Raw genomic sequence first — 20,306 nt, forward strand, 5'->3', positions numbered from 1 at the left:
TGAGCCAGGCCGACGCGTCGAGGAGGTTCCCATGCACGAGCTCGTGATCGTCAGCGGCGACGACGCGCTGGCTACGACGGTCATCGACGAACTGGTGCGCGCGGGTGCCAGCGTCGTGCGGCTCAGCGCTGCAGATCTGGCCGGTAAGCAGGTCAACGGTGAACTGGCCAGGGCCGGAATTGCGACGGCCACCGCCGTGGTCTGTGCAGGTGACGACGACGCGATCAATCTGGAAATCGCGCTGCTGGCCCGCCGGGCCAATCCCGACGTACGCGTGGTGGCCCGGCTGACCAACGACGTGCTGCGCGAAGCGGTGGCCGCCGACGAGGGGCCGAGCGCGATCTTCGACGTCGCGACCCTCACCGCACCCGCGGTCGTGGAAGCGTGCCTGGCGCGCACCACACATGCCCTGCAGGTGGCCGGTATCGACTTCGTTGTGTTCGGCGCCGACGCGACCCGCGACGCGACCATCCGCGACATCTTCGGGCAGTTGGCGCCCGTCGCCGTCGTCCGCGGCGAGAACAGTTGCACCCCGGGCGATGTCGTGGCCTGCCCGGGCCGCGATTTGACGGTGCGTGCCGGCGACTGGATGTCGATGATCGGCACCCGGGACGATGCGGCCGCCTATGGCATCCGGGTGCCTCGGACCGAGACGACACGTACCCGCCCGTCGCGCCTACGGCGGTCGCTGGCGTCGCTGCGCGCTCTGCCCAGCGACGTCAACCCGGCGTTCTACCCGGTGATCGCGGCGCTGGTCTGCTTGATCGCCGGGTCGACGACGCTGTTGCACTTCTCCTACACCCATCCCGGAATGTCGTGGGTCGACGCCTTCTACTTCACCAACGAGACCATCACCACCACGGGCTACGGGGACTTCAGCTTCGCGCAGCAGCCCACCTGGTTGCGGATCTTCGCCGCCATGTTGATGTTGGGCGGCGTGACGACCACCGCGTTGCTGGTCGCGTTCGTCGCCGATGTGCTGCTGTCGCGCCGCTTCGTGATGGCGTCCGGGCGGCCGCGGGCCCGGCATCTGCGCAGCCACGTCATCGTCGTCGGGTTGAGCGGGCTCGGGATGCGGGTGGTCAGCGACCTCACCGCGGCCGGTCACGACGTCGCGGTGATCGAACGCGACCCCGGTAACCCGTATCTGTCGGCGATGAACGAACTCGACGTGCCCGTCATCTTCGGCGACGCCACCATGCCGAAGGTCCTGGCTGCGGCGCGTGCTGATCGCGCCCGTGCGGTGGCGGTGTTGACCCGCAGTGACATGATCAACATCGAGACCGGGATTGTGCTGCGCGGGTTGTTCGGCTCGCAGGGGGAGGGCGGGCGAAACCGCTGGGGCGGAGTACCTTTGGTGCTCCGCGTCTACGACCACGAGCTCGGGTCTGCGGTGGCGCAGCGTTTCGGTTTCGAAAACGTCAGATCCACCGTCGAAGTGGCGGTGCCGTGGTTCGTCGGCGCAGCGATCGGCCTGCAGGTGCTGGGCACGTTCTCGGTCGGCAACCGGTCGTTTCTGGTCGGCGCAATGCACGTGCAGCCGGGCAGCGAACTCGACGGTCAGCAGATGTTCGAGATGTCGAACCAGATCCGCGTCATTGCGATCACCCGGGACGACGCAGCGGCGCAACTGTTGCCGCGCCGCGACGCCCGGCTCATCGCCGGCGACACCGTGTACCTGGTGGGGCCCTACCGGGAACTGCTGGCCACCCTGCGCAAGGCGCAACCCGATCGAGTCGCTGCCGCGGCGCGACCGGCGACCCGTGCCGAGATGGCCGGGGTGCGCAGTCTGCGATGACGGTCGGGCGCGGGCCTAGAGTAGGTGCATGCCGTTAGAAGGTGAATACGAACCCAGCCCCTGGGATTGGTCCCGCGAGCAGGCCGACAAGATCGCCGAATCCGGCGGAACCGAAGGCACCGAACTCAAGGGCATGAAAGTCGTCCTGCTGACCACGGTCGGCGCCAAGACCGGCAAGCTGCGCAAGACTCCGCTGATGCGCGTCGAGCACGACGGCGAGTACGCGATCGTCGCCTCGCTCGGCGGCGCCCCGAAGAACCCGGTTTGGTACTACAACGTCAAGAAGAACCCCCGGGTCGAGTTGCAGGACGGCACCGTCACGCGCGACTACGACGCCCGCGAGGTTTTCGACGACGAGAAGGCCGTCTGGTGGGAGCGTGCCGTCGCGGCGTACCCGGACTACGCGGACTACCAGACCAAGACCGACCGCCAGATTCCGGTGTTTGTGCTCACCCCGGTGAACTGAGCTGGCGTTGCCGTGGCATGGCACCATTGACCGGTGTCCGCCGAACTGAGCAGGAGCCTGTCTGACCCCACCGGTCTGCCGCTGTGTGCGGCCGACATCGACGGCGCGGCCAAGCGGATCGCGCCGGTGGTCACACCCACTCCGTTGCAGCTCAGCGACCGGCTGTCCCAGATCACCGGCGCCACGGTCTTTCTCAAACGCGAAGACCTGCAGGTGGTCCGCTCGTACAAGCTGCGTGGGGCCTACAACCTGCTGGTGCAGCTGTCCGAGGAGGAGCTGGCCGCCGGCGTGGTGTGCTCGTCGGCCGGGAATCACGCCCAGGGCTTTGCCTTCGCCTGCCGGTCACTGGGGGTGCACGGCCGCGTCTACGTACCCGCCAAGACGCCCAAGCAGAAGCGCGACCGGATCCTCTATCACGGCGGCGAGTTCATCGAGCTGATCGTCGGCGGGTCCACCTACGACCTGGCCGCCGAGGCCGCCCGCCTGGACGTGGCCCGCACCGGCGCCACGCTGGTGCCGCCGTACGACGATCTGCGCACCATGGCCGGCCAGGGCACCATCGCCGTCGAGATCCTGGACGCGCTGGGAGTTGAACCCGACCTGGTGGTGGTTCCGGTGGGCGGCGGCGGCTGCATCGCCGGCATCACCACCTACCTCGCCGAACGCACCACCACCACGTCGGTGCTGGGGATCGAGCCGGCCGGTGCCGCTGCGATGATGGCCGCGCTGGCCGCGGGTGCGCCGGTCACGCTGGATGCCGTCGATCAGTTCGTTGACGGCGCTGCGGTGGCGCGCGCGGGCGCCCTGCCGTATGCGGCTCTGGCGGCGGCCGGCGACATGGTGTCGATCACCACCGTCGACGAAGGCGCAGTGTGCACCGCGATGCTCGACCTGTATCAGAACGAAGGCATCATCGCCGAGCCCGCCGGCGCCTTGTCGGTGGCCGGCCTGCTGGAGGCCGACGTCCCGGCCGGCTCGACGGTGGTGTGCCTGATCTCCGGCGGCAACAACGACGTCTCCCGATACGGTGAGGTGCTGGAGCGTTCGCTGGTCCATCTCGGTCTCAAGCACTACTTCCTGGTCGACTTCCCGCAGGAACCCGGGGCGCTGCGGCGGTTCCTCGACCAGGTGCTCGGCCCAGGTGACGACATCACCCTGTTCGAGTACGTCAAACGCAACAACCGCGAGACGGGTGAGGCGTTGGTCGGCATCCAGCTGGGATCGGCCGCGGATCTGGATGGTCTGCTGGCGCGCATCCGCGACACCGAGATGCACGTGGAAACGCTGCTGCCCGGTTCACCGGCTTTCCGCTACCTGGTGCACTGAGGCCGTTCCGGCGAGTCCGCGGGCGTGACGATCAGTCCGCGGGTGTGACGACGCCGCGGACCACGGCGACGCACAGATCGGCGCAGATCGTCGCCAAACCGTCGGTGCTCTCGACCGGCTCGCGCAGCCAGGCATCGATGATCTGATTGACGCCGCCGACCATGAACTGGGCGCCGCGGCGCAATTGGTCAGGCGGGGGCGGCTGCGTGGCGAGCACCCGCGGAGCCTGCTCGATGACCGAATCGGTGATCATCTCCAGGATGCTGGTGCGGTGTTCGGCCAGCCCGGCGACGGTGCTCACGTCGCCGGTGGCGATGCGGTGGATGTGCGGGTCGGCGGCAATGATGTCGAGGAAGGCCTGCAGCGCGGACCGCAGTTTGTCCGTCAAGGTGCCGGGATTGGCCACGCCGGCCAGGAGCAGCGCATCGAGGAGCTGATCGCGCACGTCGTCGGACACGGCGAACAGCAGTGCCTCCCGGTTGCTGAACTGCTCGTAGAAGTAGCGGGGGATGAGGCCGGCCGCGGTACACACGCCGCGCACGGTCACCTCCGCGACTCCCGATTCACCCCAGATCTGCCGGCCTGCTGCCAGCAGTTTGCGACGGCGTTCGGCGCGACGGTCGTCGGCGCTGATCCCGCCGTAGTCGCGAACCACCCCCGCGCGCTTCATTGACAGCACCTTACCCGCGCTCTACATTCGGATCACAGCCGTTATCCAAAACTCGGTTTCCCTCAGGAGGGGCGAAATGACTGCCCAGACGCCCATTCCCACCCGCCACCCCGACCGGCCCCGAAGTGTCCCCGCGGCCGTTCGGTTGTTGGCGATGGCGCTGGGAGTGCGGGGGCCGTCGCCGCAGCAATGGCGCCATCTCGGTGAACGGCTGACCGTCGGTGACCCGCCGATGGACCGCTTGGTCGACTGGATGGCGTCGACGGATCTGACGCACGGGCGCTCGCTGTTCGAACGTGCCCTCACCGAGGGCATCGCGAATGTGCCGCAAGCACCGGAACCGTTGCGCGACTTCTTTTTTCAGGTAGAGGCGACACCGGACTGGGTCGACTGGGAAGTGATGCGCCGTGGGCAGCGCGCGCTGCGCCGAGGCGGCGCCGACGGCATGTACATCGCGCGCGACGTCTCGCTGCTCGGCGGGTACCAGTTCTCGGGATTCAATAAGACTCTGGTGCGCACCGGCGCGCTGGAGAAAGGCTCGAACCGGCGCTTCGCCGAGACGATGCGGTGGGCCATCGATGTCATCGCCGACGCAGAAATGGTCCCGCACGGTGTCGGCTACTGCTCGACGCTTCGGGTCCGGTTGATCCACGCCCTGGTTCGTCGACACGTGGCGGCGATGCCGGACTGGCGCGCAGCGGACTGGGGATTGCCGGTCAACCAGACCGATATGGCCGCCACGCTGGTGGGCGCCCTGATCGCCCCGACTGCCGGTGCCCTCGGCATGGGCATTCTGCAGACGCCGGGTGACCTCGACGCGATCGCGCATCTGACCCGCTACGCCGGCTGGCTGATCGGGGTCGACGACGACTGGCTGCCAAGGAATTTTCGCGATGGGATCCGGGTGCTCTTCCACACCCTGACGGCGCTCTCCGATCCCGACGAGTCCACCAAACAGCTCGCGGTCCCGATGGTCGATGACCCGCTGGCCTGGCACTATCGCACGTTGCCGGGCCTGCGCCGCCGCTTGGCCTGGGCCCAACACCTGTCGCTGACGAGCGGGTTCCTGGGGCCGCGCGCCATGCGCGCGCTGGGTTTGCCGGTGTACATGCCGCCGTGGTTCCCGCTGTTGCGGCTGCCGGTCAATCTGGTCCGCAGTGTCGTCGCCCTGACCCGGCCGGACGGCCTCGACCGTGCGGCCGCCCGCGGCCAGCGCGAGCAGGAAGCGTTGTTGCGCACCATCATCGGTGACGGCGGGGTCACCATCGGCGGAGCCGCCGCGCACCTGACGGCCGGGGTCAGGGCCGCAGATACGGCGGCAGTGGGGTAGCCGGATCGAGTTCGGCGGCCGGTACCGGTGTTCCGGTGGCCAGGCACAGTGGTATCACCCCGGCCCAGTGCGGCAGGACCAGATCTTCCGGCTCGTCGGCCACTCCGCCGGCGCGCACTTTGGCCGACACCTCGACCAGGTCGAGGGCCAGCACCGCGGTGGCGGCGAGTTCACGCGCGTTCGGGGGCCGGCAATCCGCGGCCCTGCCGCGTCGGATGTGGTCCAGCAGTGCGGTCAGGGCGCGTGCTTTCTCTGCCGGGTCATGCACCAGGCGTGCGGTGCCCATCGCCACCACCGAGCGGTAGTTCAGCGAGTGGTGCATCGCCGACCGGGCCAGCACCAGCCCGTCGACCACGGTGGCGGTGACGCAGACGCCGATCCCGGCCGTGCGGGCGGCCAGCATGGGACCGGCACCGGATGACCCGTGCAGGTAGAGGGTCTGTCCGACCCGCGCGTGGGTGGTCGGCAGCACCACCGGACGGCCGTCGGTGACGTAGCCCAGGTGGCAGATCAGCGACTCGTCCAGGATGCGGTGCACGGTCTCGTGGTCATAGCGGGCCCGATCCCGGTACCGGCTGGGGGTTGTGTGCGGAGCAGGTTGATATGCGGTGGCCATTGGCTTGCCTTTGATGTTGTACTAGTACATAATGGTTAACGTGCCAGTACGATACAACATATCCGGAACCGGCGCCGACTCGATTGCCGCAAGCGTCGAAGAGGGCATCTCGCAAGGCGCCCTGGCCCCCGGCGACACCTTGCCGTCGATCCGGGAAGTCGCGACCCAGTTGGGCGTGAACCCCAACACCGTGGCCGCCGCCTACCGGCTGCTGCGCGATCGCGGCGCGATCGAGACCGCGGGGCGGCGCGGCACCCGGGTGCGGCACCGTCCCGCGACCACCTCCCGTTCGTTGCTCGGCATCGAGGTTCCCGACGGCGCGCGCGACCTGTCCAGCGGCAACCCCAGTCCCAAGCTGCTGCCGATCGCCGCGGCCCAGCTGGCCCCGCCGCCGGGTGCACCGGTGTTGTACGGGAAGCCGGCCATGTCGAGCGCGTTGCTCGATCACGCCCGCGCCGACCTGTCCGCCGATGGTGTCAGCGCCGAGCACCTCGCGGTCACCAGCGGTGCGCTGGACGGCATCGAGCGGGCGCTGACCGCTCATCTGCGCCCGGGCGACCGGGTTGCCGTCGAGGATCCGGGGTGGGCCAACTTGCTCGATCTGATTGCAGCCCTTGGTCTTTCGGCCGAGCCGGTGCAGGTCGACGACGACGGGCCACTGGTGCTGAGCATGGCGCGCGCGCTGCGCCGCGGGGTGCAGGCGGTCATCGTCACCCCCCGTGCGCAGAACCCGACCGGGGCGGCGCTGTCCAAGGAGCGTGCCGCCGCACTGCGCCGGTTGCTGGCGGGCAAGACCAGCGACGTGCTGGTGATCGAGGACGACCATTGCGCCGGCATCTCCGGTGCCCGGTTGCACCCGCTGGCCGGTGCGACGCGCCGCTGGGCGTTCGTGCGGTCGACGTCGAAGGCGTACGGGCCGGACCTGCGCCTGGCGGTCATGGCGGGGGACCGCCGCACCGTCGAACGGGTGCATGGGCGGCTTCGGCTGGGGCCGGGCTGGGTCAGTCATCTGCTGCAGGACCTGGCCGTGCGCATGTGGCTGGACGAGGAGGTGACGGACCTGGTGATCGCCGCCGGGGACCGGTACGCCAACAACCGCAACGCCTTGTGCGACGCCCTGGCCGAGCGCGGCGTAGCCGCGCAGGGGCGATCGGGGCTCAATGTCTGGGTGCCGGTTCCGGACGAGACGGCGGCCATCACCCGGCTACTCAGTGCAGGCTGGGCGGCGGCTGCGGGCACCCGGTTCCGGATCGACGCGCCACCGGGGATGCGCGTCACCATCGCCGAGCTGAGCCATGACGACATCGAGCCGCTGGCGGATGCCATCGCCGATGCGGTCCAGGGCACCGGGCGACCCAGCGTGTGACCGATCAAGTGAGCAGCAACCACACGAATACGAACGCGTAAACAGCGAATTGGGCCGCCGACAGCGTGATGCCGGCGATGGCGAACCGGCGCCCGGTGCGGTCGCTTACGTCGGTCTCATACAGCGCGTTCACCCCGAAGGGGATCGTCACCAGCCAGCACGGAATGAACAGGAAGAAGTACTGCAGAACGCCGAAGGCCAGGCTGAGGATGGCCAGGTTGCTGGTCTTGCACCGCTTGCTTGAGCGGGTCTCGAACGTGGCGGTGGCCGGTTGCGGGGCGATCGTCGTCATGCCAATAGCGTCGGGCACCGCGCTTGGTAGATCCTTGGCGGTTTCGCACCGTCGCGGGCAACGCGTGCGGTGCATTGGGGCCGATGGGGGCGACCGTCGACGGCGGTCGGTGGTCGGCTCACTGTTCCCACGCGCCCCAGCCGTCACCGCGCCGGGAATGGGCTCGTCTTCGCCCAGCTCCGAGCGACAATCCCACCTCACAGCGACAATGCGCCGTCCTGGCCTGACTGCGGGACCATCCGCACAACCGCGACCGGCACACTTTCGGACGCGAAACGTCGCTGGTAGGTGAGAAAGTCGCGATGAGGTGGGCAAAGATGTGTTGCCCGCGAAATCCGCTGCGGCGGGCGGGCAGAGTCATGCCCAGATACCCTGCTTGTAGCCGCAGTTCCATACTTCGGTGATCCGGCCGTCGACGACCCGGAAGATTTCGATGCTCCCGATGTCCACCGCGGTGCCATCCTTCAATGTCATCGGGGACTGGTACACCACCGCGACGTGTTCGCCGTCGTCACCGGCGATCACCAGGTTCAGGTCAAAGCGAATGGTCTCGAACATCGCCCAGTGTTCGACGATCCGGTTGACCGCCTGCTCGTGAGTGAGGGTGGTCGCCTCACCCACGTCGTGGCGAATCACCGTGGCGCCCATCAGCTCTTCGGCCAGCGCGAAGTCACGCTGATTCCACACGACCAAGTTGTACAGCTCGACTACCTCGCGCGCGGTGCGGGTGTTCATGGACAGCGCAGCACTGCCACCGAATGACCGGGTAGCCGGGTCGCGTCGGTGCCGACGTCAGGCGTGTCCCAGGCCAACACTGGTTCGCCCGTCACCGGCACGCTCACCGGCCCGGCACTGAGGTTGCAGGCGATGGCCAACTGGTTGCGGCGCAGCACGATCCACTGCTGTTCTTCGTCGTAGTCGGTGACGAGATGATCGAGCTGCGCGTCGGACAGATCGGCCTCGTTGTGCCGCAACGCAATCAGCTCTCGATAGAAATCCAGCAGCCGTGCGTGCTGCTCGGAGGTGACTTCGGCCCAATCCAACTTCGAGCGCAGGAACGTCTGCTGATCCTGCGGATCGGGGATGTCGTCGGCGTCCCAGCCGTGTTCGGCGAACTCCGCCTTGCGGCCGTCGCGGGTGGCCTGCGCGAGCTCGGGTTCGGGGTGCGAACTGAAAAATTGGAACGGAGTCGACGCTCCCCACTCCTCACCCATGAAAAGCATTGCCGTGTACGGCGACCCGAGCACCAAAGCGGCCTTGACGGCGAGTTGCCCCGCGGTCAGGTTCTGCGAGGGACGGTCGCCCAGCGCACGGTTGCCCACCTGATCGTGGGTGCAGGTGTAGGCCAACAGTCGGGTTGCCGGCACCTTGGCCGGGTCGAGCGGGCGGCCGTGCCGGCGGCGACGGAAAGACGAATACGTGCCGGCGTGGAAGAAGCCGTGGCGCAGGGTCTGCGCCAGCGTGGCCACCGCACCGAAGTCCGCGTAGTAGCCCTGCCGTTCCCCGGATACCGAGGTGTGGATGGCGTGGTGGATGTCGTCGGCCCACTGCGCGGTGATCCCGTAACCACCCTGATCGCGCGGAGTGATCAACCGCGGGTCGTTGAGGTCGCTTTCGGCGATCAGTGCCAGCGGACGCCCCAATTGCTGTGACAGCCAATCAGTTTCGGTGGCGAGCTCCTCCAGGATATGCAGCGCGGTGGTGTCCACCAGTGCATGCACCGCATCCAGCCGCAACCCGTCGGCGTGGAAGTCGCGCATCCAACGCAGCGCACAGCCGATGATGTAGCGGCGCACCTCGTCGGAGTCGGCGTCGGCGATGTTGATGCCCTCACCCCAGGGGTTACTGCCCGACGACAGGTACGGGCCGAACCGCGGCAGGTAATTACCGGACGGCCCGAGGTGGTTGAACACCGCGTCGATCAGCACCCCCACGCCCCGCGCGTGACAGGCGTCGACCAGCCGGACCAACCCGTCGGGCCCCCCGTAGGGTTCGTGCACGCTGTACCACAGGACGCCGTCATAACCCCAACCATGGGTTCCGGCAAAGGAATTCACTGGCATCACCTCGACGAAGTCCACGCCGAGATCGACCAGGTAGTCCAGCTTGTCCACCGCCGAGTCGAAGGTGCCACCGTCGGTGAAAGTGCCGATGTGCAGCTCGTAGATCACCGCACCCTCGACCCGTTTGCCGGCCCAGTCGCTGTCCGTCCAGACCGCCGTCGCCGGATCCCACAACTGGGAGCGTTCGTGTACCCCGTCGGGCTGGCGTGGTGAGCGCGGATCGGGCAGCACGGTGGGGTCGTCGTCGAGTAGGAAGCCGTAGCGCGCTTCCGGTGGCGCGGCTACGTCGGCGTGCCACCATCCGTCGTCGGAACGGGCCATGTCGTGCACGGCACCGTCGACGTCAAGTCGCACCTGCTCGGGAATGGGCGCCCAGACCCGGAATTCAGCCACGGTCACGCTCCAGCAGGACGAGCGGCAGGTCCGCGAACAGTTCACCGGCCGACGTCGGACCGCTGGCCATGGCGCCGGTCAGCCGATCGGTCCAGGAACCGTCGGGCAGCGGCAGGACCGTGTCACCCCAGCCGGTGTCGGCCAGCCGCACCGTCCAGCGGGTCACCGCAACCAGAATGTCGGGGCCACGGCGAAACGCCACCACGTGGTCGCCGGCCTGACCGACCGGCAGCACCGGTACGTAGTCACCGTCCACAAAGCAATCCGGCCGCGTGCGCCGCATCCGGAGCGCGGTGGTGACAACCCGAATCTTGGGATGTTGCAACTCTTTCAACGCAGCACGGCGGGCCGTGTAATCGACCTCGCGACGATTGTCCGGATCCACCAGGCTGTCGTCCCACAATTCGGTGCCCTGGTAGATGTCGGGTATGCCGGGCACGGTGAGCGCCAACAGCTTCTGGCCCAGCGCGTCGCTGGCGGCGTGCGGATTGAGCTGGACCACCAGTTCGGTCAGCGCGCCGGCCACCGGACCGTCCAGGACGGTGTCCACCCACCGGTGCACGGCGTCTTCGAATTCGGTGTCCGGATCGTTCCACGTCGTATGCCACGCTGCTTCGCGGATCGCTTTTTCGGCGTAGCCGTGCAGTCGGTCGCGAAGTTCGTCGGTCACCTCGCCGGTCACCGGCCACACCCCGAAGATGTTCTGCCACAGGAACTGTCCAGTCGCCGGCTCGGGCGACGGGGCCTGGACCTCCCAGCGTCGGACGAACTCCGTCCACAGCGAGGGCACCTGGGACAGCACGCCGATCCGGGCCCGGACATCCTCGCCTCGTTTGGTGTCGTGGGTGGTGAGCGTGGTCATGGCGCGTGGCCACAGCCGAGCGCGGGTCGCGGCGCTCTGGTGGAATTCGGCGGCGCCGACGCCGAATCGGTGCGGTTCGCCGCCGACTTCGTTCAGCGACACCAGCCGCGCATCGCGGTAGAACAGACAGTCTTCGACCGCCTTGGCGGTGACCGCGCCACACAACTGCTGCAGCCGGGTGGCGGCCTCACCGCCGTCGGCGAGTGCGGCGGCCAGCACCTGCAGCGCCGGGCCGAACTCCGGTCGCCCGGCTTGGGTTTCGGCCAGCGCGGTGGGCAGCAGAGCGGCCAGCCCGCGGTAGTCGCACCGGTAGACGTCGATGTGGGTCAGCAGCGCCGCCACCGCGTCGGACAGCAGCGGATCGTCCGCCCCCGCGGTCGCCACGATGCTACGCCGCAACCGGGCCAGTTCACTGGCCAGCGTGTCGGTGGCGGCCCGGATTTTGAGGTCGGCCAACATCTGGGGCATGTCGGCGTAGGACATCCCGGCGGATTCGACGAGCGCGGTGAGCGCCGGGGCACCGGTGGGGTCGACGAACACACCGCCCACTTCCCGCAGCACGTCATATCCGGTGGTGCCGGCCACCGGCAGGGTCGGCTCCAGCGCCTCGTCGACCCCCAGGATCTTCTCGATCACGATCCACGCCTCGGGCCCTACCAGCGTGCGCAGCCACGCCAAATATCCTGCCGGATCGGCCAACCCGTCGGGGTGGTCGATCCGTACCCCGTCCACGAGTCCGTCCCGGAACCAGCGGGCCACCTCGGCGTGGCTGGCGTCGAATACCGTCTGATCCTCCTGGCGCAACCCGGCCAGCGAGGTAATCGAGAAGAAGCGGCGGTAGCCGACGACGCCGCGCCGCCAGCCCACCAGGCGGTAGTGCTGCCGGTCGTGCACGTCCGGCCCGTTGCCGTCGCCGGTGCCGGGGGCGATCGGCAGCGCCAGGTCGCCCAGCCGCAGCAGATCGCCGTCGACACTCAAGTCGGCGACGTCGTCGTCGGAACCCAACAGCGGCAGCACAATTCGGCCGGCATCGTCCAGCGACCAGTCGATGTCGAAGTAGGAGCTGTACGGCGAATCTTTCCCGTGCCGCAACACATCCCACCACCAGTCGTTCTGCTGCGGATCGTCGATGCCGACATGGTTGGGCACAACGTCGACGATCAGTCCCATGTTGCGTGAGCGCGCCGCCGCGGCCAGCCGGGCCAGGCCCTCCGGCCCGCCCAGCTCCGCGGACACCGTCGTGGGATCGGTGACGTCATAGCCGTGCGAGGAACCGGTGGCTGCGGTCAGGATGGGGGACAGGTACAGGTGTGACACCCCGAGTTCGTCGAGGTAGTCCAACAGGTCCTCGGCGTCGGCCAGGGTGAACGCAAAACCGCTGGATTCGCCGCGCAACTGCAACCGATACGTTGCCGAAATTGGAAAAGGCATGCGTCACAACGTCTTACGCAGCACGAACATGGATCGTCCGGGGGCTACCAGCTCTTCGCCATCTCGGAACACCCGCTCGGACGCGCCGGTAGGACAGGTCGTGTCGAGTTCCACGATCCACTCTCGGGCATATTCTTCGCGGGGCATTACGAAGGTCACCTCTTCGTGATAAGCGTTGAAGCACAACAGAAATGAGTCGTCGACCACCCGTTCGCCACGACGGTTGGGTTCGGCCAGCGCCTGACCGTCCAGAAACACCGCGATCGATTTACCGAAGTCGTTGTCCCAGTCCTGGGCGGTCATCTCCTGCCCGGACGGCGTCAGCCAGTTGATGTCGTGCACTCCGGTACCGCTGCGGATCGGCTGTCCCTTCAGAAAGCGTCGGCGCCGAAACACCGGGTGTCTCTTGCGCAGCGTCGTCGCTTTGCGGGCGAACGCCAGCTGGTCGGCGTTGTGTTCCACCAATGACCAGTCCATCCAGGACAATTCGGAGTCCTGGCAGTACACATTGTTGTTTCCCCATTGGGTTCGACCGATCTCGTCGCCGTGCGAGATCATCGGCGTACCCTGGCTGACCATCAGCGTTGCCCAGAAGTTGCGCATTTGACGACACCGCAACTCGGTGATCTCCGGGTCGTCGGTAGGGCCTTCCACGCCGCAATTCCAGGACCGGTTGTGGCTTTCACCGTCGCGGTTGTCTTCGCCGTTGGCGGCGTTGTGTTTCTCGTTGTACGACACCAGATCATGCATCGTGAAGCCGTCGTGCGCGGTGACGAAATTGATGCTGGCCGAAGGGCGCCGCCCCGTCGCCTCGTACAGGTCCGACGAACCCGTTAGCCGGGAAGCGAACTCACCCAGGGTTGCGGGTTCGCCCCGCCAATAGTCGCGCACAGTGTCGCGGTATTTCCCGTTCCACTCGGTCCACAAACCTGGGAAATTGCCGACCTGGTAACCGCCTTCACCGACATCCCACGGCTCGGCGATCAACTTGACCTGGCTGACCACCGGGTCCTGCTGTACCAGGTCGAAGAACGCCGACAACCGGTCGACGTCGTAGAACTCGCGGGCCAGCGTGGCCGCCAGGTCGAACCGGAAGCCGTCGACATGCATCTCGAGCACCCAGTAGCGCAGCGAGTCCATGATGAGCTGCAGGGTGTGCGGGTGGCGCATGTTGAGGCTGTTGCCGGTGCCGGTGAAGTCCTTGTAGTGCCGCAGATCTCCGTCGACCAGCCGGTAATAGGCGGCGTTGTCGATGCCTCGGAAGTTGATGGTCGGTCCGAGCTGGTTGCCTTCGGCGGTGTGGTTGTAGACGACGTCGAGGATGACTTCGATGCCGGCCTCGTGGAAGGCGCGCACCATCGACTTGAATTCGGCGACCGCGCCGCCCGGCTTGCGGGTCGCCGCGTACTGGTAGTGCGGGGCGAGAAAGCCGAATGTGTTATAGCCCCAGTAGTTTCGCAAACCGAGATCGACCAGCCGGTGATCGTGCAGGAACTGGTGCACCGGCATCAACTCGATGGCGGTGACGTTGAGCGACTTGAGATGCTCGATGATCACCGGGTGCGCCAGCCCGGCGTAGGTGCCGCGCAGTTCGGCGGGGACGCCGGGATGGGTTTGCGTCATGCCCTTGACGTGCGCCTCGTAGATGATGGTCTCGTGGTACGGCGTGCAGGGCGCGCGGTCCGATGCCCAGTCGAAGAACGGGTTGATCACCACACTGGTCATCGTGTGGCCGAGCGAGTCGACCATCGGCGGAATTCCGGTCTCCGACGGGTCCTGGGCCGCGACGGCCAGATCATAGGAGTACAGCGCCTGGCTGAAGGTGAAATCGCCGACGAACGCCTTGCCGTAGGGGTCGAGCAGCAGCTTGCTGGGATCGCAGCGATGGCCCGCCGCCGGATCGAACGGTCCGTGTACGCGAAATCCGTAGCGCTGCCCGGGTGTAACAGTCGGCAGATAACAATGCCAGAGGTAGCCGTCGACCTCGTCGAGTTCGATCCGGGTCTCGGTGCCGTCACGGGCGATCAGGCACAGTTCGACCCGGTCGGCAACTTCGGAGAACAACGAAAAGTTCGTGCCGGCACCGTCATACGTGGCGCCGAGCGGAAACGGCGCGCCGGGCCACACCATCTTCACCGACGGCGACTCGTCGGCGCCGTCAAACGCGAAGTCGGTCCCGGCCATCACTCGACCTTAACGGTGTCGGGGTCACACCGGACGGTATGCGGGAAGACCCCTCACCACCAGCCGGTGACCGCCGCGATCTGCCGGCCCAGCTCGGGCGCCAAAGTGCGCATGTACGTCGGGGTCAAGTGATGCGGATCACGGTAGATCAGCACGTTGCCCTCGACCGCTCGGCAGGTGTCCGGCTCGCATATCGCGTCGGACAGATCCAGAGGCTTCAGCAGCGGGAACTGCCCGACGAAGTCCAGCGTGCTGTTGCGCTCGGAAAGCAACTCGGAGCGTTTGATCTCGCACGAGTGCGACCCGGTGGCCTTGGCCAGGCAGTCGGCCGGGTTGAACGGCTGTCCATCCTTGACCAGCCAGGGGGTGTCCCGCACGCCCAGGATCGGAATGTTGTTGTCGGACAACGTCTGCCAGATGCCGATGTAGGTGGCGGGCATCACGTCGCCGGACTTGATATTCCAGGGGCGCGTGGTGGTGGTGAACACGTAGTCGGGACGGTCGGCGACCAGCTTGGCCATCGTCGTCTCCACCCATTGGCGGCACTGCGGATACGGCGCGTTGTTGCCCATGATCAGTGGGACCTGCTCGGTGGACAGCGCGCAACCCATCTTCAGGTAGGTCACCACCCGGAAGTGGTGAATGCGGCCCAGCAGGTCAAGCGCGGTGAGCCAGTGTTCAGCGTGCGACCCGCCCGCCAGCGCGATGGTGCGGGGCGCGTCGGTGTCGCCGTAGGTGCAGTTCACCACCGCCGGGTTGACGAAATCGCTGATGCAGCCGTCGCGGGTGGAGGCGGGCAGGTCCTCCTTGACCTCCAGCACAGTGGGCCGCATCCGCAGACTGGGCACCCGGACGTGTTCGGTCAGGGCCCGGGCGCCGGGGTAGTCGGCGGCGCTGAGCCCGCTGAGTTCCTTGCCCGAGGCCCGCTCGACGACCAGGTGCTCGCGCCAGGTGAACGACGTGGCGGTCAGCGTCACGGCCAGCAGTGCCACGACCGATCCCAGCGCGATGGTCGGGCGGCGCAGTCGAACCTGCCAGGTGGCCTCGTGAGATGGCTGAGGAGATGCCCGGTAGCGCAACGGATCCTCGATGTGCCGGGAAGTCAGGTACGCCAGGACCCCGGACACCAGCAGCACGGCCAGGCCCTCGACGAAGTTGGCGTGCTTGTGGCCGGTGTAGGACAGCCAGAAGATGAGCAGCGGCCAGTGCCACAGGTACAGCGAGTAGGCCATCGCGCCCAGCGTCACCAGCGGCCGTGCCGCCAGCAGGCGGCTGGGCAGCGGCATCTTGCCGCCGGTGGCGGGATCGGCGGCCAGGTTGGCCCCGGCCAGGATCATCAGCATCGTGGCGCCGACCGGCACCAGCGCCCACGGGCCGGGAAATTCCTTGACACCGTCGATCAGGGCGCCGCAGGACAGAATCGCCGCCAGCGCCGCGGTGGCGACACCGGTGCGCAACCACATGGGCCAGCGCAGATAGGGCACCAGGGCGCCGACCAGCACGCCCAGCAACAGTTCCCACGCGCGGGCGAAGCTGTTGTAGTACGCGGTCGACTGGTTCGCCTGATGAGCGACGACGGCGAAGACGAACGACGCCACCGTCAGCGCGCTCAGCACCACCACGAACAAGGTCCGCAGATGTCTGCCCAGCGGGGCTCTGAACAGATAACCGCAACCGGCGATCAGAATCAGGAACGCGACGTAGAACTGGCCCTGCACCGACATGGACCAGATGTGCTGCAACGGGCTGACAGCCTCCCCGGCACGCAGATAGTCCGAGGCCGAATTGGCCAGCTCCCAGTTCTGGTAGTAGCCGAGGCTGGCCAGGCTCTGGTCGGCGAAGGTCTCCCACCGGGTCTGCGGCTGCACCAGCACAGTGAGCAGCGCACACGCGGCCAGCACGACGATCAGCGCCGGCAACAGCCGGCGCACCAGTCGGACGAACTCGGTCACCGGCGACAGCGACCCGCCCAGCCCGGCGCGCAGCACCTTGCCACCGAAGAAGAACCCGGACAGGGCCAGAAAGACGTCCACGCCGCCGGACACCCGGCCGAACCAGACGTGGAACACGGCAACCAGCGCGATGGCTATGCCGCGCAGACCGTCGAGATCGTGGCGGTAGAACCCCGACGAACGGGTGCCCATCGCGCCCGACGCCGGGTCGGCGGCCGGTGCGCTAGGCGGGGTCGAAGTCTGCATGATCACCGCTAACTTACCGAAAACCGCCACTTGCTCCTGCCGGAGCAAGTGGCGGTCGCCGGGAGCCTGCCGGGAGAGGGGAGGCTACCGGGCGGGCGCAGCCGGCACCAACTGCAAGGGCGGCGTCGGTACCGGCTGGCCAGGCACCTGCTGGGCGGGCAGCTGCTGCTGCGGAGCCTGCTGACCGGGCAGCTGTTGCACGGGGGCCTGCTGTAGCGGGGCCTGCTGCCCGGGTAACTGCTGGGCGGGGGCTTGTTGCAGTGGCGCCTGCTGCGCGGGAGCCTGCAGCAGTGGCGCTTGTTGGCCGGGCAGCTGCTGCACCGGGGCTTGCTGCAAGGGCGCCTGCTGCCCAGGCAGCTGCTGCACCGGCGCCTGCTGCCCAGGCAGCTGCTGGACCGGCGCCTGCTGCAGCGGTGCCTGCTGGGCGGGCAACTGCTGTTGCTGCAGCGGAGCCTGTTGCGCCGGAGACTGGGCCAGCGGCGCCTGCTGGACGGGTGCCTGTTGCGCGGGGGCCAACGGCGCCGGGGCCGTTTGCGCACCCAGAATCCGGACCAGGTAGGGCGCCATGCCGCTGCTGCGCACCGGGGAAACCTGGACAACGTCGCCGACCTCGAGCATCTGGCCGTTGCCCAGGTACATCGCGACGGCCTGGGTGCCCTCAGGGCCGTAGAAGATCAGGTCACCCTTGCGGGCCTGCTGCGGCGCGACCCTCTCGCCGACCCGGTACATCTGACCCGAGGACCGGGGCAACTTGAGCCCTGCACCGGCGTAGGCGTACTGCATCAGACCGGAGGCATCGAAGCCGACGGTGTTGATCCCGGAACCGGTGCCGCGGGTGGGCCCGGTGACACCGCCGCCGGCCCAGGAGAACGGCACGCCACGCTGCGAAAGACCGCGGGCGATCACCGTGTCGACGGCCTGCTGGGAATCGGCCGGCCTGGTATACGGATCAGCGGACGCGAGTCCTGCTGTGGTTGCCATCGGCGCTCCCAGCATCATCAGGCCGATCGCGAAGGCGTAAACGCGTTTCATCTCGTTGCCTCTTTTCTGGGGCCCGTTGGCCCCTCGGTGCCTCAGCGCGGTGACCGCGCGCATCCGCCGTCGTTCCCCGACGGACGCGATCCGGCCGCCACGTCGGGGCCGAGCGCCGCTGGATGACACTTGGTGCGGTGAACCAGTCGGTAAGCCCGTTGTATTCACACCAGTCACTACAGCCACTTTGACAACAGAGAAGAGTGTTGGCCAGGGAGCCGAAAGAGAATTTGTGAGAACGTGACCAGACGGTGACGGGACCGGCCAATCTCGTAATAGCCGTGAGGATTTCGCTGGCAGATGTGTTGCCGGGGCGTGATGTTGCCGTCGGGAACTCAGCGCCCGAAGGTGGCGCTGAAATCGGTCAGAGCCCGGCCCAGGACCGACGCCAGGCTGAGGACGCCGACCGCAACGATCGGCCAGAACGACATGAACCAGCCTTTCACCAGCGACACGAAGGGACCGACCAACGCCGCGGTACCGGCTGCGCCGATGCCACCCCACACCAGCGGGAAAATGTAGTAATTCACGCCGAACGGCACCGGCGGGCAGTCCTCGCCCTGGCAGACGTTGTCGGTGAAGGCGAACAGCCGCGTCGGCCAGGTGGTCATCGTGAGAGCGGCGATCAGCAACGCCAGCAGCACGAACATGGTGGCCACGTCCCAGGGGGCCAAGCGCAGCCGGATGACGCGGGGGCGTGATTCGTCGTACGACTGCGGCGCGTCGTCGCCCGTGTCGAGGGATTCATTCGGTGCAGCCACGCCAAGCATGCTTCCCGATGGCCGGGCATATCGCGACTCCACGCGGGGAGTCCGGTCACGTGTTGAGTGTGAATCAGGGCTTTGCCAGCGAGGTGACGGCGGAAAAATCGGACATTCTGCGCCCTGACTTCACTACCGAAGCCGTGGCCGCACACCAGACGAGAAACCCGGCGGGACTGCTGGACTACTGTCGATCTCCGTGGCAGCGGCCGATTTTCCCGGCCCGGGGTTGACTCCCGAGCAGATCAGCGCGATCGACGCAGCTCATCTGTGGCATCCCTACAGCACCATCGGCAGCGAAGCGATCCCGCCCGTCGTCGCCGTCGCCGCCCGCGGCGCCTGGCTGACGTTGATCCGGGACGGCCGCCCGATCGAGGTGCTCGATGCCATGAGTTCCTGGTGGACCGCGATACACGGCCACGGCCACCCGATGCTCGACACGGCCATGACCGCCCAGCTGCGCACGATGAACCACGTCATGTTCGGTGGCCTGACCCACGAACCGGCGGCCCGGCTGGCCCGGCTGCTGGTGCAGATCACCCCGCCGGGACTGGAAACGGTGTTCTTCAGCGATTCCGGTTCGGTGTCGGTCGAGGTCGCTGTGAAGATGGCGCTGCAGTACTGGCGCAGCCGAGGCCGGCCGGCCAAACACCGGCTGATGACCTGGCGCGGCGGCTACCACGGCGACACCTTTACCCCGATGAGCGTCTGCGACCCGGACGGCGGGATGCACTCGCTGTGGACCGACGTCCTGGCCGACCAGGTGTTCGCCCCGCAGGTGCCACGCGACTACGACGCCGCCTACAGCACAGCGTTTGAAGAGCAGCTCGTCGCGCACGCCGCCGAGCTGGCCGCGGTGATTGTCGAACCCCTGGTGCAAGGCGCCGGGGGTATGCGGTTTCATGATCCGCGTTACCTGGCAGACCTGCGCGACATCTGCACCCGTCACGACGTGCTGCTCATCTTCGACGAGATCGCCACCGGATTCGGCCGCACCGGCGCACTGTTCGCCGCCGACCACGCCGGTGTCAGCCCGGACATCATGTGCGTGGGCAAAGCCCTCACCGGCGGCTACCTCAGCCTGGCCGCGACACTGTGCACCACCGAAATCGCGCACACCATCAGCACCGGGTCGACGGGTGCACTGATGCACGGGCCCACCTTCATGGCCAATCCATTGGCCTGCGCGGTCTCGGTGGCCAGCGTCGAGCTGCTGCTCGCCCAGGACTGGCGGTCCCGAGTCAACGAGCTCGCCGTCGGCCTCACGGCCGGGTTGGAGCCGGCACGGGCGCTGCCCGGGGTGGTGGACGTGCGGGTGTGCGGCGGAATCGGAGTCATCGAGTGCGCCCGGTCCGTGGATCTGGCGGTGGCCACGCCGGCGGCGCTGCACTGCGGGGTGTGGCTGCGCCCGTTCCGCAACCTGGTCTATGCCATGCCGCCCTATATCTGCGGCCCCGCCGAGATCGAGCGAATCACCTCGGCGATGGTGCAGGTCGCGGGCCTCGTAGGCTGAACGCC

General features: G+C 67.6%; 15 protein-coding genes and 1 pseudogene. 6 read left to right on the forward strand and 10 right to left on the reverse strand.

Translation table 11 applies throughout. From position 1 onward, the window contains the following. Positions 1-31 precede the first annotated feature (31 nt). The 3 genes from ACZYZ9_RS05320 to ilvA are packed head-to-tail and all read left to right on the forward strand — an operon-like array spanning position 32 to position 3,590. Positions 32-1,798: an NAD-binding protein gene (locus tag ACZYZ9_RS05320; protein ID WP_463825163.1), complete on the forward strand. Its 1,767-nt coding sequence runs from the start codon at positions 32-34 to the stop codon at positions 1,796-1,798. 28 nt (positions 1,799-1,826) lie between these two features. Beyond that, complete coding sequence (locus tag ACZYZ9_RS05325; RefSeq protein ID WP_463825164.1) at positions 1,827-2,264, forward strand: nitroreductase family deazaflavin-dependent oxidoreductase; 438 nt, start codon at positions 1,827-1,829, stop codon at positions 2,262-2,264. Positions 2,265-2,297: 33 nt separating this feature from the next. Further along, positions 2,298-3,590: a threonine ammonia-lyase IlvA gene (gene ilvA / locus ACZYZ9_RS05330; protein ID WP_463825165.1), complete on the forward strand. Its 1,293-nt coding sequence runs from the start codon at positions 2,298-2,300 to the stop codon at positions 3,588-3,590. A gap of 31 nt (positions 3,591-3,621) precedes the next feature. Here the strand turns inward: ilvA and ACZYZ9_RS05335 are convergent, their stop codons facing one another. Then, the gene (locus tag ACZYZ9_RS05335; protein ID WP_463825166.1) at positions 3,622-4,260 is read right to left on the reverse strand and encodes a TetR/AcrR family transcriptional regulator; all 639 of its coding nucleotides are present in this window, start codon (positions 4,258-4,260) and stop codon (positions 3,622-3,624) included. A 76-nt stretch (positions 4,261-4,336) separates the two neighbouring features. Between ACZYZ9_RS05335 and ACZYZ9_RS05340 the strand changes: the two genes are divergently transcribed. Continuing rightward, the gene (locus tag ACZYZ9_RS05340) at positions 4,337-5,590 is read left to right on the forward strand and encodes an oxygenase MpaB family protein (protein WP_463825167.1); all 1,254 of its coding nucleotides are present in this window, start codon (positions 4,337-4,339) and stop codon (positions 5,588-5,590) included. Here ACZYZ9_RS05340 and ACZYZ9_RS05345 read toward each other — a convergent pair. Continuing rightward, positions 5,559-6,206 (reverse strand): pyridoxamine 5'-phosphate oxidase family protein, encoded by a 648-nt coding sequence (locus ACZYZ9_RS05345; RefSeq protein ID WP_463825168.1) that lies wholly within the window; start codon positions 6,204-6,206, stop codon positions 5,559-5,561. The genes ACZYZ9_RS05340 and ACZYZ9_RS05345 overlap by 32 nt on opposite strands. A gap of 40 nt (positions 6,207-6,246) precedes the next feature. Between ACZYZ9_RS05345 and ACZYZ9_RS05350 the strand changes: the two genes are divergently transcribed. Then, a complete protein-coding gene (locus ACZYZ9_RS05350) occupies positions 6,247-7,572 on the forward strand; it encodes an aminotransferase class I/II-fold pyridoxal phosphate-dependent enzyme (protein WP_463825169.1) in 1,326 nt (441 codons plus the stop codon). A 4-nt stretch (positions 7,573-7,576) separates the two neighbouring features. Here the strand turns inward: ACZYZ9_RS05350 and ACZYZ9_RS05355 are convergent, their stop codons facing one another. The 8 genes and pseudogenes from ACZYZ9_RS05355 to ACZYZ9_RS05390 form a co-directional block, all read right to left on the reverse strand. Beyond that, complete coding sequence (locus ACZYZ9_RS05355; RefSeq protein WP_463825170.1) at positions 7,577-7,864, reverse strand: DUF4190 domain-containing protein; 288 nt, start codon at positions 7,862-7,864, stop codon at positions 7,577-7,579. A 357-nt stretch (positions 7,865-8,221) separates the two neighbouring features. Further along, the gene (locus ACZYZ9_RS05360; RefSeq protein ID WP_463825171.1) at positions 8,222-8,599 is read right to left on the reverse strand and encodes a nuclear transport factor 2 family protein; all 378 of its coding nucleotides are present in this window, start codon (positions 8,597-8,599) and stop codon (positions 8,222-8,224) included. Further along, the gene (gene treZ, locus ACZYZ9_RS05365; protein ID WP_463825172.1) at positions 8,596-10,320 is read right to left on the reverse strand and encodes a malto-oligosyltrehalose trehalohydrolase; all 1,725 of its coding nucleotides are present in this window, start codon (positions 10,318-10,320) and stop codon (positions 8,596-8,598) included. Before treZ ends, ACZYZ9_RS05360 begins: the two co-directional genes overlap by 4 nt. After that, positions 10,313-12,613, reverse strand: a complete 2,301-nt coding sequence (gene treY / locus ACZYZ9_RS05370) for a malto-oligosyltrehalose synthase (RefSeq protein ID WP_463825173.1) — start codon at positions 12,611-12,613, stop codon at positions 10,313-10,315. The genes treZ and treY overlap by 8 nt, the downstream gene beginning before the upstream one ends. A 3-nt stretch (positions 12,614-12,616) precedes the next feature. Next, positions 12,617-14,797, reverse strand: a complete 2,181-nt coding sequence (gene glgX, locus ACZYZ9_RS05375) for a glycogen debranching protein GlgX (RefSeq protein ID WP_463825174.1) — start codon at positions 14,795-14,797, stop codon at positions 12,617-12,619. A 53-nt stretch (positions 14,798-14,850) separates the two neighbouring features. Then, entirely contained in the window at positions 14,851-16,995 is a 2,145-nt protein-coding gene (locus ACZYZ9_RS05380) for an acyltransferase family protein (RefSeq protein ID WP_463825175.1), read from the reverse strand. Between the two features lie 351 nt (positions 16,996-17,346). Beyond that, positions 17,347-18,027: pseudogene (ripD, locus tag ACZYZ9_RS05385) on the reverse strand (NlpC/P60 family peptidoglycan-binding protein RipD); the annotation flags it as partial. Between the two features lie 335 nt (positions 18,028-18,362). Further along, a complete protein-coding gene (locus ACZYZ9_RS05390) occupies positions 18,363-18,797 on the reverse strand; it encodes a hypothetical protein (RefSeq protein ID WP_463825177.1) in 435 nt (144 codons plus the stop codon). A gap of 190 nt (positions 18,798-18,987) precedes the next feature. Here ACZYZ9_RS05390 and ACZYZ9_RS05395 point away from each other — a divergent pair, with 190 nt between their 5' ends. Beyond that, positions 18,988-20,301: an adenosylmethionine--8-amino-7-oxononanoate transaminase gene (locus tag ACZYZ9_RS05395; RefSeq protein ID WP_463825178.1), complete on the forward strand. Its 1,314-nt coding sequence runs from the start codon at positions 18,988-18,990 to the stop codon at positions 20,299-20,301. The last annotated feature ends 5 nt before the right edge of the window (positions 20,302-20,306 follow it).

It is taken from the genome of Mycobacterium sp. IDUB_28, assembly GCF_055419285.1.

Excerpts from the sequence above, each read along its gene's own strand:
- ACZYZ9_RS05355 (WP_463825170.1), bottom strand. The coding sequence starts at position 7,864 with ATGACGACGATCGCCCCGCAACCGGCCACCGCCACGTTCGAGACCCGC.
- ACZYZ9_RS05360 (WP_463825171.1), bottom strand. The coding sequence starts at position 8,599 with ATGAACACCCGCACCGCGCGCGAGGTAGTCGAGCTGTACAACTTGGTC.
- ACZYZ9_RS05335 (WP_463825166.1), bottom strand. The coding sequence starts at position 4,260 with ATGAAGCGCGCGGGGGTGGTTCGCGACTACGGCGGGATCAGCGCCGAC.
- ACZYZ9_RS05320 (WP_463825163.1), top strand. The coding sequence starts at position 32 with ATGCACGAGCTCGTGATCGTCAGCGGCGACGACGCGCTGGCTACGACG.
- ACZYZ9_RS05345 (WP_463825168.1), bottom strand. The coding sequence starts at position 6,206 with ATGGCCACCGCATATCAACCTGCTCCGCACACAACCCCCAGCCGGTAC.
- treY (WP_463825173.1), bottom strand. The coding sequence starts at position 12,613 with ATGCCTTTTCCAATTTCGGCAACGTATCGGTTGCAGTTGCGCGGCGAA.
- ACZYZ9_RS05390 (WP_463825177.1), bottom strand. The coding sequence starts at position 18,797 with ATGCTTGGCGTGGCTGCACCGAATGAATCCCTCGACACGGGCGACGAC.
- ACZYZ9_RS05340 (WP_463825167.1), top strand. The coding sequence starts at position 4,337 with ATGACTGCCCAGACGCCCATTCCCACCCGCCACCCCGACCGGCCCCGA.
- ACZYZ9_RS05380 (WP_463825175.1), bottom strand. The coding sequence starts at position 16,995 with ATGCAGACTTCGACCCCGCCTAGCGCACCGGCCGCCGACCCGGCGTCG.
- glgX (WP_463825174.1), bottom strand. The coding sequence starts at position 14,797 with ATGGCCGGGACCGACTTCGCGTTTGACGGCGCCGACGAGTCGCCGTCG.
- ACZYZ9_RS05325 (WP_463825164.1), top strand. The coding sequence starts at position 1,827 with ATGCCGTTAGAAGGTGAATACGAACCCAGCCCCTGGGATTGGTCCCGC.